Origin of the sequence: Streptomyces sp. NPDC001137 (assembly GCF_040298885.1) — a bacterium.
Lineage (GTDB): Bacteria > Actinomycetota > Actinomycetes > Streptomycetales > Streptomycetaceae > Streptomyces.
In genome coordinates, this window is record NZ_JBEPBA010000023.1 from 159,622 (window position 1) to 174,021 (window position 14,400).

20 protein-coding genes and 1 pseudogene are annotated in these 14,400 nt (G+C 66.9%); 17 read left to right on the forward strand and 4 right to left on the reverse strand.

Features of this window, described 5'->3' with window-relative positions; all coding sequences use genetic code 11:
• The first annotated feature begins 123 nt into the window (after positions 1-123).
• From fabG to ABT254_RS35475, 3 genes are all read left to right on the forward strand, one after another.
• Positions 124-855 (forward strand): 3-oxoacyl-ACP reductase FabG, encoded by a 732-nt coding sequence (gene fabG / locus ABT254_RS35465; protein ID WP_351479547.1) that lies wholly within the window; start codon positions 124-126, stop codon positions 853-855.
• A gap of 137 nt (positions 856-992) precedes the next feature.
• On the forward strand, positions 993-1,310 hold the full coding sequence (locus ABT254_RS35470) for a hypothetical protein (protein ID WP_351479550.1): 318 nt from the start codon (positions 993-995) through the stop codon (positions 1,308-1,310).
• 189 nt (positions 1,311-1,499) lie between these two features.
• Positions 1,500-2,462 carry a ParB/RepB/Spo0J family partition protein gene (locus ABT254_RS35475; protein WP_351479552.1) on the forward strand — a complete coding sequence of 321 codons (963 nt, stop codon included), beginning with the start codon at positions 1,500-1,502 and terminating at the stop codon, positions 2,460-2,462.
• 118 nt (positions 2,463-2,580) lie between these two features.
• On the opposite strand, the gene ABT254_RS35480 is transcribed toward ABT254_RS35475, so the two are convergent.
• Positions 2,581-2,736, reverse strand: a complete 156-nt coding sequence (locus tag ABT254_RS35480; protein WP_351479555.1) for a hypothetical protein — start codon at positions 2,734-2,736, stop codon at positions 2,581-2,583.
• A 165-nt stretch (positions 2,737-2,901) separates the two neighbouring features.
• Between ABT254_RS35480 and ABT254_RS35485 the strand changes: the two genes are divergently transcribed.
• The 10 genes from ABT254_RS35485 (at position 2,902) to ABT254_RS35530 (ending at position 6,902) form a co-directional block, all read left to right on the forward strand.
• Complete coding sequence (locus tag ABT254_RS35485) at positions 2,902-3,114, forward strand: hypothetical protein (RefSeq protein ID WP_351479558.1); 213 nt, start codon at positions 2,902-2,904, stop codon at positions 3,112-3,114.
• Between the two features lie 43 nt (positions 3,115-3,157).
• Positions 3,158-3,993, forward strand: a protein-coding gene (locus ABT254_RS35490) for an IS5 family transposase (protein ID WP_502972100.1) whose coding sequence is annotated in 2 segments (ribosomal slippage) — positions 3,158-3,505 and positions 3,508-3,993 — 834 coding nt in all. Because the reading frame shifts where the segments join, the coding sequence is not laid out codon by codon here.
• Positions 3,994-4,006: 13 nt separating this feature from the next.
• The gene (locus ABT254_RS35495) at positions 4,007-4,378 is read left to right on the forward strand and encodes a hypothetical protein (protein WP_351479563.1); all 372 of its coding nucleotides are present in this window, start codon (positions 4,007-4,009) and stop codon (positions 4,376-4,378) included.
• 310 nt (positions 4,379-4,688) lie between these two features.
• Positions 4,689-4,931 carry a hypothetical protein gene (locus ABT254_RS35500; protein WP_351479566.1) on the forward strand — a complete coding sequence of 81 codons (243 nt, stop codon included), beginning with the start codon at positions 4,689-4,691 and terminating at the stop codon, positions 4,929-4,931.
• 33 nt (positions 4,932-4,964) lie between these two features.
• Positions 4,965-5,231 (forward strand): hypothetical protein, encoded by a 267-nt coding sequence (locus ABT254_RS35505; RefSeq protein ID WP_351479568.1) that lies wholly within the window; start codon positions 4,965-4,967, stop codon positions 5,229-5,231.
• Between the two features lie 17 nt (positions 5,232-5,248).
• Positions 5,249-5,440, forward strand: a complete 192-nt coding sequence (locus tag ABT254_RS35510) for a hypothetical protein (protein ID WP_351479571.1) — start codon at positions 5,249-5,251, stop codon at positions 5,438-5,440.
• Between the two features lie 204 nt (positions 5,441-5,644).
• Positions 5,645-5,923 (forward strand): hypothetical protein, encoded by a 279-nt coding sequence (locus tag ABT254_RS35515; protein WP_351479574.1) that lies wholly within the window; start codon positions 5,645-5,647, stop codon positions 5,921-5,923.
• On the forward strand, positions 5,920-6,240 hold the full coding sequence (locus ABT254_RS35520) for a VRR-NUC domain-containing protein (protein WP_351479577.1): 321 nt from the start codon (positions 5,920-5,922) through the stop codon (positions 6,238-6,240). The genes ABT254_RS35515 and ABT254_RS35520 overlap by 4 nt, the downstream gene beginning before the upstream one ends.
• A 158-nt stretch (positions 6,241-6,398) precedes the next feature.
• Positions 6,399-6,629, forward strand: a complete 231-nt coding sequence (locus tag ABT254_RS35525) for a hypothetical protein (protein ID WP_351479580.1) — start codon at positions 6,399-6,401, stop codon at positions 6,627-6,629.
• Between the two features lie 21 nt (positions 6,630-6,650).
• Entirely contained in the window at positions 6,651-6,902 is a 252-nt protein-coding gene (locus ABT254_RS35530; protein WP_351479583.1) for a hypothetical protein, read from the forward strand.
• Positions 6,903-7,041: 139 nt separating this feature from the next.
• Here the strand turns inward: ABT254_RS35530 and ABT254_RS35535 are convergent, their stop codons facing one another.
• From ABT254_RS35535 to ABT254_RS35545, 3 genes are all read right to left on the reverse strand, one after another.
• Positions 7,042-7,677, reverse strand: a complete 636-nt coding sequence (locus ABT254_RS35535) for a hypothetical protein (RefSeq protein WP_351479586.1) — start codon at positions 7,675-7,677, stop codon at positions 7,042-7,044.
• A 139-nt stretch (positions 7,678-7,816) separates the two neighbouring features.
• The gene (locus tag ABT254_RS35540; protein WP_351479589.1) at positions 7,817-8,665 is read right to left on the reverse strand and encodes an HNH endonuclease; all 849 of its coding nucleotides are present in this window, start codon (positions 8,663-8,665) and stop codon (positions 7,817-7,819) included.
• Entirely contained in the window at positions 8,665-10,215 is a 1,551-nt protein-coding gene (locus ABT254_RS35545) for an AAA family ATPase (protein ID WP_351479592.1), read from the reverse strand. Before ABT254_RS35545 ends, ABT254_RS35540 begins: the two co-directional genes overlap by 1 nt.
• A gap of 462 nt (positions 10,216-10,677) precedes the next feature.
• Here ABT254_RS35545 and ABT254_RS35550 point away from each other — a divergent pair.
• The 4 genes and pseudogenes from ABT254_RS35550 to ABT254_RS35565 all read left to right on the forward strand — a co-directional run.
• A pseudogene (locus ABT254_RS35550) lies at positions 10,678-10,943 on the forward strand (sensor histidine kinase); the annotation flags it as partial.
• A 133-nt stretch (positions 10,944-11,076) separates the two neighbouring features.
• Positions 11,077-12,438: a sensor histidine kinase gene (locus ABT254_RS35555; protein WP_351479595.1), complete on the forward strand. Its 1,362-nt coding sequence runs from the start codon at positions 11,077-11,079 to the stop codon at positions 12,436-12,438.
• A gap of 130 nt (positions 12,439-12,568) precedes the next feature.
• Entirely contained in the window at positions 12,569-13,237 is a 669-nt protein-coding gene (locus ABT254_RS35560) for a ParB/RepB/Spo0J family partition protein (protein ID WP_351479598.1), read from the forward strand.
• Positions 13,234-14,370 (forward strand): methyltransferase domain-containing protein, encoded by a 1,137-nt coding sequence (locus ABT254_RS35565; RefSeq protein ID WP_351479601.1) that lies wholly within the window; start codon positions 13,234-13,236, stop codon positions 14,368-14,370. The genes ABT254_RS35560 and ABT254_RS35565 overlap by 4 nt, the downstream gene beginning before the upstream one ends.
• Positions 14,371-14,400: the final 30 nt, after the last annotated feature.

Here is a 14,400-nt window from a genome sequence, read left to right on the forward strand (position 1 = left end):
CAATGTGTGGCACCGCCGCCGAGGTCACCTTCCTCGACGGCCCTCTCGCCTCCGATCTCTGCCCCACCGGGCGACGAGCCGTGGGCGGACATTGCATCGACGACGATCCCAGAGGTGTCAGGCATGAGCGTCTTCATCACCGGCGGCAACCGAGGCATCGGCTACGCCATAGCCACCGAGCTTGCAGAGGCCGGCCACAACGTGGCCGTCACCTACCGCTCCGGCGAGCCCCCCGCCCATTCCTACCTTCCGGGCCAGGAGCACACCGGGGGCCGCTTCCTGGCCGTGCGATGTGACGTCACCGACCCCGAGCAGGTCGACATGGCGTTCAAGCAGGCCGAAACCGAGCACGGCCCGGTCACCTCCCTCGTCTCCAACGCGGGGATCACCCGTGACGGGCTGCTCGCCCGCATGAGCGAGGACGACTTCACCACCGTCCTCGATGCGAACCTGACCGCCGCCTACCGGGTCGCCAAGCGCGCACTGCCGAGCATGCTGCGCGCCAAGGGCGGGCGCATGGTGTTCATTTCGTCGGCGACTGCGATGCACGGGGAGGCCGGACAGACCAACTACGCCGCCTCCAAAGCCGGGCTGATCGGACTGGCCCGGTCCATCGCCCGCGAGTACGGCTCGCGCAGCATCACCGCGAACGTCGTCGCGCCGGGGCTGACCGCCACGGACATGGCCGCCGCCCTGCCGGAGGACCGCATCAAGACGCTGCTCGGACAGATCCCTCTCGGCCGTCTCGGGCAGCCCGAGGAGATCGCGCGCACCGTGCGATTCCTCATCGACGAGGGCTCCTACGTCACCGGCGCGGTGATCCCGGTCGACGGTGGCGCGGGAATGGGGCACTAACACGTGACCGCATCGAGGCGGCCCGCCTGGGGCTGCGGGGGAAGGCGGAGGCGAGGCCGCAAGCCGGGACGGCGGCACTGCGTACTAGTTCAGGAAGGGGCAGCCGGTCTACGCACTGCCGGGACAAGGGGGCAGGGGTGATCGACGTTGACCGCATTCTGGCACTGGCGGCGCAGCCTGCCCGGGCGGAATCTAGCCGCGGCCGCGATGCGGACCGCATGGCCGCTCTCGCCGGACTCGCGGGCAGGCATGAGGCGCCGGCCCTGCCTGTGGCGTGGTCAGCAGCCCTGTGCACCGAGCATCTCGGGCGGACAGAGCCCCAGGCGCCGGGCAACCGGGCGGCGGTGCGGGTGTGCGGGGCGTGCCCGATCCGCAAGGAATGCTTCGCCGTTCCCGCATCGGGGGCGCCACCACAGGTGCGGGCTTGGCGCGAGCAGGTGGACGAGCAGTCGTAGGTGACGCTGATGGGCGTCGGGGTTCTCCCGGCGCCCATCAGCGTTTCCGCATGTCAGAGCCAGTTTTGAGGACGTGATCGAGGTCATGTTGGCGGAGGATGTCGGGAGTGGACACCCTCACCGACCATAGTAGAATTAACTCAAGAGATGAGGGGGAACGAACCTCACCACCACCACTTGGAGCCCGAAATGCAGCGCGTCCTCAAGATGAGCCAGGTCCACCGCAACCCGCGCCAGCCGCGCGAGTACTTCAGCGAGGACGCACTGAACGAACTGGCCAACTCCATCGACACGTACGGCCTGATGCAGGCCATCGAGGTCCGTCCCGATAACGAGAAGGGCGGCTACGAGATCGTCGCCGGTGAGCGCCGCTGGCGCGCCCACCAGATCCTCGGCCGCACCAAGATCCGCGCCACAATCACCTCGGAGAAGAACGAACTCCAGCGGTTCAAGCGGTCCATGTCGGAGAACGTGACCCGTGAGGACATGACCCCGTTCGAGGAGGCGCACGGCTACCAGCGGATCCTCGACGAGGAGGAGGGCGCGACCATCGAGTCCGTGGCCGCTGACTTCGCGAAGACCACCACCTACGTGAAGCTGCGCCTGGCCCTGCTCGATCTGCGCATAGAGGTCCAGGAGCTTGTGCAGGACGGGAAGATCGGCACACAGGCGGCCGTGCAAATCGCCGCCCTCAACCTCGCCAACCAGGGCTCCGTCCTCAGCAAGTTCGTGCGCGGCGAGTTCGCCTCGGACAACGAGATCGTGCACTTCGCCTATGCGATGAAGCAGCAGCAGGACCAGGCCGTCCTCATGGTCGTCGAGGAGATGACCGAGGAGCAGCGCACCGAGCGCGCTGCCGCGCAGAAGAAGACCCGCAGCACGCTCGACAAGATCGAGCAGGTGCGGGCGCTGCTCGACGAGATCGGCAAGACCCAGCCGCTGAAGCTCGCCGAGACCCTCAAGACGCAGGTCGGGGCACGCCTGGAGCAGCTCGACAGGGTCGCCGAGTCGCTGACCAAGGCCCGCTTCCAGCTCAAGCAGGCCAAGGCGCACGCCGAAGCCCGCCAGCTCGTCACCATCAACCCCGAGGCCGAGGCCGACCACACCGAAGAGCCGGACACCGCCGACGAGCGCGAGGCTGTGGCGGCCTGACCGGCTCAGCTCCCGGGGTGCGGGCGCCCGCGCCCGCACCCCGGCCGGCGCGGCCACAACTCCGCGTCGCTTCTTTCCCGAAACCCCGCTACAGCACAGGAGTCAGCTTCGTCATGCGCTACAGCGCGCCCCTCACCCCCGCCCAGGCCGAGCAGCTCGGCAAGGACGTCGGCATGATCGTCGCCTTCGCCGCGAAGGCCCTCAACCACATGCACGGCACGAACATCGAACGCCCCATGCGGACCTTCACCTCGTCCCACGCTCTGAAGGTCACCGCGGCCCTACTTGAAGACCCTCGAGGACGGCCACACCCCAGGCGAGGCGGCAGGCCGGGCCGGGACCGCACTCGTACGGGACTGGGCGGACGCCGTCCCCGAGCATCCGGGAGCGCCCAGCCTCACAAGGAGAGCAAGCGACCACCAGCAGGGACTGGACCGTCATGGGCCGCGCCGACTTCGACGCGGCAGCCCCCAACGAGCTGCCTGTACAGGCAGGCCCCGCTCGGATCGGTGCCGCACCTGACCGGTTCGGCACGCCGCCCTCTTCGGCAACACCGTCCCTGATCCCGGCCCGCGTCGGTCCGGCCGCGAGCAGCCGGGAGACGTCGACGGCCAAGAAGAACTGTTCTGACACCCGCACCCCCAAGGAGTAAGAGGCCCTAACAGAAGCTGTTGATCATGTGACTTTCGGTGTGGATGGTCGTTGGTCTGGTCGTGGGAACACGTCAGTCGCGGCCCTGGATCGTCTCGGACGAACTGTGGTCGCTGATCGAGCCGTTGCTGCCCGTACCGGGGCCGAAGCTGGTGGAGGGCCGGCCTCGGGTGCCGGACCGGCAGGCGTTGTGCGGGATCTTGTTCGTGCTGCATACCGGCATCCAGTGGGAGTATCTGCCGCAGGAGCTGGGTTTCGGCTCGGGCATGACCTGCTGGCGGCGTCTGGCCGCGTGGAACGAGGCCGGGGTGTGGGACCAACTGCATCTCGTGCTGCTGAAGAAGCTGCGGTCGGCCAAGAAGCTGGACTGGTCGCGGGCGGTGATCGACTCCTCCCACGTGCGGGCCGCTCGGCGGGGCCCAAAAGCGGTCCCAGCCCGGTCGACCGCGCACGACCGGGCAGCAAGCACCACCTCATCGTCGACGCCCAGGGCATCCCGCTCGCGGTGTCGCTGACCGGCGGCAACCGCAACGACGTCACCCAACTCCTGCCCCTGCTCGACAAGATCCCCGCCGTCGCCGGGAGCGTCGGCCGGCCCCGGCACCGGCCTGACGCCCTCCTCGCCGACCGCGGCTACGACCACGACAAATACCGCCGACTGCTCTGGGCCCGGGGCATACGCCCGGTCATCGCGGAACGAGGCCAACCCCACGGCACCGGCCTGGGCATCTTCCGTTACGTGGTCGAGCGCACGATCGCCTGGCTGCACGGCTTCCGCCGCCTGCGCATCCGCTGGGAACGACGCGACGACATCCACGAAGCCTTCCTCGGCCTCGCCACCTGCCTGATCACCCACCGCCATGTCCAACGCCTTTGTTAGGACCTCTAAGTCTGTGAGCACGAGCACCGAGACGCTGCTCGGCGATGTCCGAAGCGCCCTGCACCGCCGTCGCATAAGGTCCCATTCGCCGGACAAGGACCACCCAGGCTGGCGTGCCCAACCCACGCTACTGGACGACATTCCAGCTGTGATCCTGACCTGGCACGGCGCGACCGAACCCAACGCCCATACGACCGGGCGTAGCACCATCACCGCGACCGCAGGCTGGCTCCTCCACCTCGAACGCCACCTGGAGCAAGAGTTCGTCGTTGGACGGCTTTATGCGGAACACCCCGGCAGCCGGGCTAACCGCACGCTTGTCGCGCTCCTGGCCTTCCACTCCGGCAAGGGCAAGGCCACACCAGACGAGCAGATCACCTTCTGACCTCAACTCCATCTCACCGTAGGGGCCTTAATGCCGATCTACCTGCATGCGCCAGCACCGACACGCCCCGCCAATGGCAAGGGATTCAACCGCCTCAGCCTGAACGCCACATCTGGGTGGGCGGCGCGCAGTGCGCCCTGATGCCCACGTCGCACCCGACTCTCTTCGAGAGCTACGACACCCGCCGCGCCCGATGGGGCGGCTTCGGACCCTGCATTCAGCGCGAGTGGACACCCCCACCATAGATAGTAGAATTAACTCACACGGTGAGGGGGTAGCCCACACCAGCCGACCGTCAAAGGAGGAGCGGATGTTCGCCACCTCGACAATCATCGACGCCATCACCGTCACCGGCACCCACGCCCCGGAATGCGATGAATGCGAAGGCGGCGGCACCGTCACCTACCTGCACGGGCCGCACGAGCGCACCCGCGAATGCAACACCTGTCACGGGACCGGCCAATACCTCCCCTGCCCTGCATGCAGCGACGGCACCAGCCCCGGCACGGGCGACACCTGCCCCATCTGCGAAGGTTTTGCAGCCCTCACCTGACCAAAAATAGGCCACTACCCAAATGGAGCTTCGATGATTCTCGGAGATTCGCTGACCGCGGAAGCCCTGGTCTCGAGCCGTAAGACCAACGCAACCATCAGCCCCAGCGGCACGATCCGCCTCGCCATCACCTTGCATGACGGCGCCATTCAGCACTTCGAACACCCACCCGCCGGCACCTGCACGGACTGGCGGGTCACCGAACTCGAAGCCCCCGACTCGGGCTTCACCTTCCACGAGCCCGTCACTGAACAGTGGGGCCACGCACTCACCCTGATCGCCCGCAACTCCCTTACCTGAACGGCCAGGAGGCCAGCATGGACGACTTCGAGAAGCACACCGGCGTGACGCTCGCCCGATCGACCCCCAAGGGCATACTCCGCCCGTTCGGTGAAGTGCGCGGACATGCCACCGACCCCATCAGCGGACAGAGGCTCGTGATGGTGCAGTGGCCCGGCGCACCCAAGCCCCTCCCGTACGAACCCGACGAGCTCGCCATCGTCGACTGACCAGAAATAGGTCAGTGCATATCTTCGTGCTAGGTTCTGAGTGATGTCAGGCCCTGGCACGGCCGGACCATCCACCCACACCTCCGGACGGGCAGCGACCCCCCGCGCCCCGCCCGCCCGGAACGGCTCGTCAGATACGAGCCAACCCTCCGGCCGGGACCCGCACCCCCCTGCGGGTCCCGGCCAGCCCATGGAGCAACCAACATGTCTGCCCTGAACAACCACCACGACATGCGCCACACGAGCCACGACGACGCCCTTTACGAGGCCCTCGTCCTCGAGCGATACGGCCGCTCCCTGCAGGAAATCCTGTGGGAGGATACGAAGCGCCCGCTGCCCGAACTCCTCAAGGAACGCCACCGCAGCCCCGCGCTCCCGGCCCCGCCCGCCGTCCGGCGCCAGCCGCGACCGGACCCGGACGCTGCCGCGCACCTCGCCGCCCTCCTGGAGGCCGACGCCCCGCGCCGCAGGCGGGCCGCGTGACCGAGGAACAGTTCCGCCGGCACGTCCGCAAGATCGCAGCCCTCCGCGGCTGGACTCTCACCTATCACACCCACAACTCGCAGCGCAGCGACGCCGGATGGCCCGACGAGGTCTACGGACACCCCAAGGCCAAACGCATCATCTTCGCCGAGTTCAAGTCCGACACCGGACGCATACGCCCGGCGCAACGCGACTGGCTCAAACACCTCGCTGCCTGCGGCCTCGAAGTCGCACTGTGGCGGCCCAAGGACCTGGACCACATCGTGAACCTCCTCGCCCCCGACGGCCCTCGCGCCCAACTGCCCGACAGCTTCTGACAAAGGAAACAGACCCCGTGCACGACCGCCTCAAGCAGCACTCCGCAATCCCTCCGATGCCCGGAGCCACGTGGTGCAACTCCTGCGACAGTTGGTTCAACCCCATCACCAATACCTGCCGCTGCAACAACCGCTGACCACCCCAGGGAGCATCCGTCATGAATCTTTCTGCTCGCGCGCCCCACCACACGACGGCACCTTCCACGCCGCTCGGCCCGAACCGCGAGCAGAGCACCCCCACGCCAGACACCGGCACCGAGTTGGTCCTCGCCGAAGTCGCCTGCCTGGCCAACGAGCTGTGCGAACACCTCTCCGACGCCCACTGGCGCGCAGCAGCCCGCATCCGGGAACTCGCCGAAGCTGCCCTGCCGACCGCCGGAGACCGCTGAATGCACGCCCGCTTCGAACCCTTGCCTGCCCCAACCCGCAGCCAGGAGGCGTACGACACCGCTCAGGCCCTCCGCGAACACCCGGACGAGTGGGCGCACATCGAGACCCTCGGCAACCTGAACCGGGCAACCAACCTCGCGTACCGCATCCGGACCGGCCGTCACAGCGCCTTCCGCCCGGCCGGCGTATTCGATGCCACCGCCCGCCTCGCCGACGACGGCACCGCCAGCGTCTACGCCTGCTACATCAGCGCCAACGAAGAGGACTCATGACCACCGAGTTGGAACATCCCACGTACTTCGACGAGTGCGGTGAGCGGATCCCTGCCGTTGACGGCGGCGGAATGGCCAATCGGCGTCACGGCCCATCGTGCTCCCTTAACGACCCCAGCCGTGCCTGAAGGACCCTCAGTCAGGAGCTGGTGAGGGCCTGTCGCCCCGGAATGTAGCCCTTCCACTCTGACTGCTCAACGATCGAGGACCATTCGCCGCGCGGTGTGGCCGCCGGCGGAGGAACGTCGGTGTAGCCCGTAGCCCACACGTCGCCCTCTCGGACCTCAAGGAGTGGCGTAAACGGTACTTGGAGCCCGTTCGATTCGGTGGGCGGATCGGAGTGCCACCCCCAGTCACGGTCGAACAGGAACCCTCCGAAGCTCACATGGCCGTCGCGGGACGACGCGCAGGCCCCCATGGTCTCGAAGTCCACCCACGGCATCACGAGGTAGGGCCACGTCTTATCGGCCGCCGCAGGGCCCCAGACCTCGACCGCCGCATTGGACGTACGCGTGGCGGCCACCACCAAGTCACCCAGGACGACCGGGCTCGGAGCCTCCTTCCCCAGGTCAGTAACCTCGATGGCGACGTTCAGCCACTCCTCGGGATGGTCGTCCGCTTGGTCGATTGCCCACTGCTCGGCGACTTGCTGCCGCGAATCGGGCTCGGTCTCCACCGCGATCTTCATGTCGGCCAGCACCAGCGGGCCGCGGTCGATCAGATGACGGCGGTCGTCCAGCGGGGTCAGCCGGATCACCCCTCCGACAAAGTCCACGATGGCTCCCTCTTTGGCTCTCGGATCATTTCGTGTGCCTTCTGCCCGGCACCCCGTTGGACAGCCTGCCCGCCGCGCACGCTGTTCACCCAGCACGCGCGCCTGCCGAGCGAGGCATCGATAGCAGTACGCGGAGGAGTCAGAATTGAGCAAATCCGCCGTTGATGTACCAGGAGTTTCCGGCCAGAGCCTGGTACAGCGCCTTCCGCCAGTGGTTGAGGCCGCCAGCGTCCTTGTCCACGGCGACACTGTGCTCCATCTTCGCCAGGTACGTGGCTCTCCCGGCGGCATCAAGGATGCGCAGGAAACTGCGGATGTTGCTCATCTCCCGGCCTCCATTGGCCCCGTACAACTCCGCCAGCTGGAACATCTGAAAGTGGTGGACGATCCGAGCCGCGAGGACACTGTCCGCGCCTTCTGGCGGACGTATCGAGTACGTGATCTCGGGCGGGCGGCTGTCGCTTTCCTGCAGACGGGCAAAGAGCCACTGCTGCTCCGTCACGTTGTCGTAGTAGGGGTGCAGGGTCTGCGCTGCGGCCGACTCCGGCACATGCTCGCCCTTGAGCCGATTGCATTTCCCGCACGCCGGCACGAGGTTGGTCGGCACCACCGAGAGCAGCGGGTACTTCATCTTCGGCAACTGGTGGTCGAGAGTCTCGACGTCTCGGAGCCCGCACAGCGGACAGATCTTGTGGGGGACTCTCTTCAGCAGGCTGTAGAACTCATTCCCGGCTGAGCTCTCCGGCACCATGCGGCTCGTGTACGTGGTGGTGAGCTGCGTGCGGTCAGCCGCGTCAGTGGGCTTCTTCCCGAGGTCCTTCAGCTCGTGCAGTTTGGAGGCCTCGGCCGCGGCCTCGAACGCATCGGCAGCGTCGACAACAGCCTGTTCCAGTGCTTCCAGCCGGGTTTTGTGCCTGGGCAGAGCCATGCTGATACAGGAGCGGTAGACAGTTCGGGTAGACAGGTTCGGCACGGACAGCGGGCGCATCAGGCGCGGTCCTCCGGATCCGGCCCCAGGCCCCCTTGCGTGTCTCGTACGGAGATGAGCGCCATCACGATGGCTTTGGCTTCACCACCGAGTTGACCACCGAAGCGGTCGAGTACCGCCTCGTAGGAAAGGTTCTTGCGGACGACGTTCTTCAGATAGCGGTGATAGCCGGAGTCAGTGACTTCCAGGCCGAAGACTTCGTGGGTGAGGATGCCGACGTTCTCCCCGAACGTTTCGATGACGGGGCGTTCGGCGACGAGCTGGTTCCCGTACCGGTTTAGTTTCCACACGCATGAGGCTGGAACCTCTTGGAGGACGACGGGCGAGTGGGTGGCGACGATGGCGAGTCCGTTGCGCTCAGCGAGCAGGTCGGACAGGGCTCGGATGAATGCGGCCAGGAGCGGTGGGTGCAGGTGGGATTCAGGTTCGTCAATGACCACGAGCGTGCGCTCGGTGACGTGCTCTACCAGGCGGGTCAGCGTCAACAGGACGACCTTGTGCCCCGAGCTGAGACCAGCGAAGAGACGGCGGGCCTTGCGGCGTCTGCTGTCTGCGTTCTCCGTGGCGAGGAAGTCTTCGAGCCACTCATCCGTGATGAAGCCGCTGCCGGCGTATTGCAGCGTGCGTAGCGCATACGCCCACCGCTTGGCGCGCGTACCGGTCAGGCAAGCCTCCACACTTTCGGTGAAGTCGCCCAGGAGTCGATTGGGGGTTTTGATTCTCGGTGGCCCATTGGGGGCGGGAGCCTTCAACCCGACGTACGCGTAGCGGGCGATGCCGATGTCGTCTTCGCTGAGGAGAGGGAAGTCGTCGAAGGCACTGAACGTGACGCTGACGAGGTTGGTGAAGGTGGCGCGGCCTCCCCGTCCGTACTCAATGATCCGTCCGACTTGTTCTTCGCTGGCTTCGTTGTCGCCGATGCAGCGGGTGAGGCTGTTGAGGAGGAACGACTTACCGACGCTGTTGCGCCCGATCAGCACGTGAATGTTCGTCGGTGGCAGCGATTCTGGGGTCACGGCGAACGTCAGGACAACGGGGTCTCTTCCGCTCCCTGAGGGAGTCGGCGACTTGTAGCCGACTTGGAAGGCTGTCACCCGCTCGCCACCCTGGGCGATGCGACGAAACTGCTCCTCGACTGCGGCAATCTTCACGAAACGCAGGAGCGACTGTTGAGTCACGGGCTCGTCTTTGGCCTGCGCGAAGATGCGCGCGTCGAACGCCATGTCCCGGAGCGCGGAGAGGACCTGCTCTCGAAGGTCGCCTCTCAGGTTCCCGAGGTTGGTGTAGTAGCTGTCATCCTGACCAAGCGCGAAGAACGTGTCATCGAGGTGGTCGAAGTCCCGCGGGACGGGGACAGAGGAGCGAGGCGTCATACCGAACTGCCCGATCTTGACCTCGCCAATGTCCCGCCGAACACCGTCCTCATCGTGAACTACGAGATGGAACATGGTCACGAAGCCTTGATCGTTCCATCGATCAGTGATGAGCAGCGCGTGGGAGCGAAGGCCTCTCGGTTCCTCGCCGCCTTGTTCCACCACGGTGAAGCGCATTCAGTCTCCTTCCCCCCTCACCACTCACCGCACCAGGCCAGAACGAGTACCGGCGGGCTTCAGGGCCAGAGTTATCACATCGGCAAAGCCTTCCCGTGTCTGATCCGCCAATTGCGTTCTGCACCTTCGTGTCTACTGGATCAACCGGCAGGAACGTCGCAAACAGGCGTCTCCCCGGTCGTCAGGCCCCGATATGATCAGCAGGCAATGCCGAGCAAGACGGCCAGCAACTTTCCTATGTGGCCGGGAACAGCCAACCGTCCTTCACGTTCGTCCATCGAGGCCCCGCGCAACCTCCCCCGTCTGTGGGGCCTCACCAGCACAGACGCAGCAGCGGCGCAACACGTCACTCGGGGCAAGTCACTGCAGGCGGCGCGATAGCTCTGCCGACTCGCCTACTAGCGCGGATCTCCTCTGCCGCGACAGCACCCCGCCGCTCTCTACACCTGCGACGATCGAGTCACCCTATCTCTCCCCCTACCTGGCACGGCCGCTACCAGAGGCGCCCGCCCGAGCTGCCGGCCGCCTTCGTCGGTCGATGTGTGGCGGTCGCCGGACTGGCTGCTGATCCAGGTGCGGGACGACGGCCGCCGGGGCGCGTGTCTCGACGGCGGGACCGGCACGGGCAGTCTGGCCGAGCGGCTGGACACCGTGGACGGCCTGCTCGTTGTCGACTCGCCGCTGGCGGCCCGATGACGGTCACAGCGGAGCTGCCGTGGTGTGAGCGGGCGCGCGATGGCGGCCAGAGGTGGGGGAAACCCCCCGTCCGAGACACCGATGGACTCCATGGTCCGGGGGCCCGGGGCCAAGCAGTGTGGAGATACGACAGGACGAGCAGGCCGAAGAGAACGGACGGCGCCAATGGCCGCAGAGTACGGACAGGGCTACGGGCAGGGAGACACCGGACTCGAGTACCCCACGGGCACCCGGAGGCACCGACTGCCGGCCGGGCTGCGGGCGCCGTTCGAGGCACGGAGCTGGCGCGAGTTGGGATATGTGCTGCTGAGCCTGCCGATCAGCATCCTGCTGTTCGTGTACGCCATCACGATGGTGTCGCTGGGCGCCGGCCTGCTGGTGACGTTCCTGGGCATCCCGGTGCTAGCGGCGGCCCTGGCTGGCTGCCGTGGCCTCGGGATGCTTGAGCGAGCACGCGCGCGTGCGCTGCTGAAGCTGGAAGTCGCCGAGCCGGAGCCGCTGCGGGTGCGCCGGGGCGGCTTCATGGGGTGGATGGGTGCCGTACTGAAGAGCGGGACGTCGTGGCGGGCCCTGCTGTACGCGGTGCTGCACTTCCCGTGGGCGGGGTTCTCCTTCGTCGTCGCTGTGAACGTGTGGGTGTATGGCTGGGCGCTGCTGACGTGTCCGCTGTGGTTCTGGACCGTCCGGGTGTGGGCCGGTCAGGACGGGATCCAGCTGTACGGCGCCGAGACGCACCACATCTACCTCGACAACCCCTTCGAGATCACCGTCACCGCGCTGGTGGGCCTGCTGTTCACGCTGGCCACGCCCTGGATCGTGCGGGCGCTGACGACGGTGGACCGGCTGATGGTGCACGGTCTGCTCGGGCCGTCGCGGCTGGCCACGCGCGTGGTGGAGCTGGAGTCCGACCGCGGTGTCGTGGTCGATACGGCCGCTGCCGACCTGCGGCGCATAGAGCGCGACCTGCACGACGGCGCGCAGGCCCGGCTGGTGGCCCTCGCCATGGATCTGGGACTGGCGAAGGAGAAGCTGGCGGAGGATCCGCAGGCCGCCGCGCGGATGGTGGACGCGGCGCACGGCGAGGTGAAGACGGCGCTTCAGGAGCTGCGTGATCTGGCGCGCGGGATACATCCGGCGGTCCTGACCGACCGCGGTCTGGACGCGGCTCTGTCGGCGGTGGCCTCGCGGTGCACGGTGCCGGTGGAGGTCCAGGTCGACCTGGAGGAGCGACCGGTGCCGGCGATCGAGGGGATCGCGTACTTCACGGTGTCGGAGCTGCTGCAGAACATCAGCAAGCACTCACGGGCCACCTGGGCGGCCGTGGACGTGTGGCGGGTGGAGAACCGGCTGATGCTGCAGGTCGTGGACAACGGGATCGGCGGCGCGGCCACCTCCAGCGGCTCGGGCCTGTCGGGGCTGGCCGAGCGGTTGGACGCGGTGGACGGGATCCTGGTGGTGGACTCGCCTGTCGGGGGGCCAACCCGTGTGACGGCTGAGCTGCCCTGGCGAAGCGAGCAGCCGAGGTAGGCGACGTGGGGTTCGCCTCCGCCGTCGACCTCCCCACCCTCCTTGTCCTCGCCCAGCCGCCTCTGAGCGGCCACAGGGCGCCGGATGTTCACTCACCTAGGCTCGGTGGCGGGCGCGGGGCTGGAGTCCCGTGTCTACTGCCACTCTTCGTATACCGCCCTCGCTCGCGGACCTGGCCGTCTCTATCGTTGAGCTGGTCCCGTACCACCGCAACCCGCGTACCGGTGACCTGGACTCGATCGCCGAGTCCCTCTCCGCGAACGGCCAGTACCGGCCGATCGTCGTCAACCGCGGCACACTCACCGGGCGCTCAAACGAGATCCTTGCTGGCAACCACACCTTCAGGGCGGCCAAGCAGCTCGGCTGGGACAAGATTGCCGTCACCTGGCTAGATGTGGATGACGAAGCCGCAGCGAAGATCGTCATCGTCGACAACCGCACCAGCGATCTCGCCGGGTACGACACGGTGCTCCTCGCGGACATCCTCACCGAGCTCCCCGACCTCCAGGGCACCGGCTACGACCAAGAGCAGCTCGACCAGCTCCTGGACGAGACCGCACTCCCGGCCCCCATCGAGCTGCCCACTGAAGGGGCCGACACGGGGGCCGCGGCAAAGGTGGACTACCTGCAGTGGGGGTACATGCAGTGGTCATCCACCCGCGTACGGATCACGCAGGCCGAAGTCGAGTTGCTCGACGCGCTGTACAAGCAGTTCGTCGGCGACCACGACTCCGACCTCGGATTCGGCTGGCATGTCCTCAACGAGGAGCACCGCGCCGAAGAGGGAGCGGTCGCGTGAACCCGCTCGACGTTCGCTTCGACCCCGCCTACCCGCTGTCCAAGCTGCGGCCCGCGGACTACAACCCGCGTCGCCTGTCCGAGGAGTCGTTCGTCCGGCTTCAGGGCTCGCTACGCCGCCACGGCGTGGTGAAGCCCGTGATCCTGAATGCCGACGGGACGCTGGTCGCGGGCCACCAGAGGACCAAGGGCTTGAAGGCGATCGGCGAGACGACGACGCCGGCGATGATCCTGCCGCAGAAGGTGCGGCTGCAGGACGAGATCAAGTTCAACCTCCTGCACAACCGGGTCGAGACCGAGTCGTCCGTCGTGTACGCGGAGCCGGGGCCGATCGGCCAGTGGAGCTGGATTCCGTGGCAGACCATCGAAGTTGAGGAGTCCAAGAATCTCCCCTTCCAGCAGGCGATCGGGTTCATGACCGCCGCCCACGGCCCATGGGGGTCGGTGGTCATCGACGACCAGGGCCGCATCGTGCTGAACGCCGAGTACGCGGCCGTCGCCAAGGCCCAACGCTTCGACATCCTCGCCTGGACCTGCGCCTCCTTCGATGCCGGCCAGCTCGTTGAGGACCTCACTGGCGAGTACGGCGTCTACGACTGGACCGGCCTCGAGGAACAGGCGCCGGTGTGGAACCAGCACATCGTGCAGCCCAACCGGCTGCGAGAGCACTCCTCGAAGGCCAAGGCGGACAAGGTCCGCTACAAGTCCGAAGTGTGGGAGCGCCTCGTCCTGCCCTGGCTGACCACCTCCCACAGGGTGGTGGACTTCGGCGCCGGGCACGGCGACTACGCCCGGCACCTCCGCGGCAAGGGCTACAAGATCCACGACTACGAGCCCTATCGCACCCTGAAGGGCAAGTACGCCGTCGACATCCGCACGATCGTCGGCCAGATCCGCACCATCGAACGCGAGTTGAGGCAGAACGGCCTCTACGAGGTGGTGGTCCTCGACTCGGTCATCAACGCCACCACGTCCCTCGACTACCAGCACTGGGTGCTCACCACCGTCAACGCGCTCTGCGCAGCAGACGGGCAAGTCTGCATCGGCACACGCAACCTGGAGCGGGAGCTAGCCTCGCGCTTTCACGAGGTGAGCTGTCCAGGAGCTGATCAGCAACACGGAAAGTGCCCTTGACCTGCAACGATGGGACTTGCTGAGGGTCCT

What these genes read in the sequence shown, in the direction of transcription:
- fabG (WP_351479547.1), top strand. Translation starts at nt 124, where the DNA reads ATGAGCGTCTTCATCACCGGCGGCAACCGAGGCATCGGCTACGCCATA.
- ABT254_RS35475 (WP_351479552.1), top strand. Translation starts at nt 1,500, where the DNA reads ATGCAGCGCGTCCTCAAGATGAGCCAGGTCCACCGCAACCCGCGCCAG.
- ABT254_RS35485 (WP_351479558.1), top strand. Translation starts at nt 2,902, where the DNA reads ATGGGCCGCGCCGACTTCGACGCGGCAGCCCCCAACGAGCTGCCTGTA.
- ABT254_RS35500 (WP_351479566.1), top strand. Translation starts at nt 4,689, where the DNA reads ATGTTCGCCACCTCGACAATCATCGACGCCATCACCGTCACCGGCACC.
- ABT254_RS35505 (WP_351479568.1), top strand. Translation starts at nt 4,965, where the DNA reads ATGATTCTCGGAGATTCGCTGACCGCGGAAGCCCTGGTCTCGAGCCGT.
- ABT254_RS35510 (WP_351479571.1), top strand. Translation starts at nt 5,249, where the DNA reads ATGGACGACTTCGAGAAGCACACCGGCGTGACGCTCGCCCGATCGACC.
- ABT254_RS35515 (WP_351479574.1), top strand. Translation starts at nt 5,645, where the DNA reads ATGTCTGCCCTGAACAACCACCACGACATGCGCCACACGAGCCACGAC.
- ABT254_RS35525 (WP_351479580.1), top strand. Translation starts at nt 6,399, where the DNA reads ATGAATCTTTCTGCTCGCGCGCCCCACCACACGACGGCACCTTCCACG.
- ABT254_RS35540 (WP_351479589.1), bottom strand. Translation starts at nt 8,665, where the DNA reads ATGCGCCCGCTGTCCGTGCCGAACCTGTCTACCCGAACTGTCTACCGC.
- ABT254_RS35545 (WP_351479592.1), bottom strand. Translation starts at nt 10,215, where the DNA reads ATGCGCTTCACCGTGGTGGAACAAGGCGGCGAGGAACCGAGAGGCCTT.
- ABT254_RS35555 (WP_351479595.1), top strand. Translation starts at nt 11,077, where the DNA reads ATGGCCGCAGAGTACGGACAGGGCTACGGGCAGGGAGACACCGGACTC.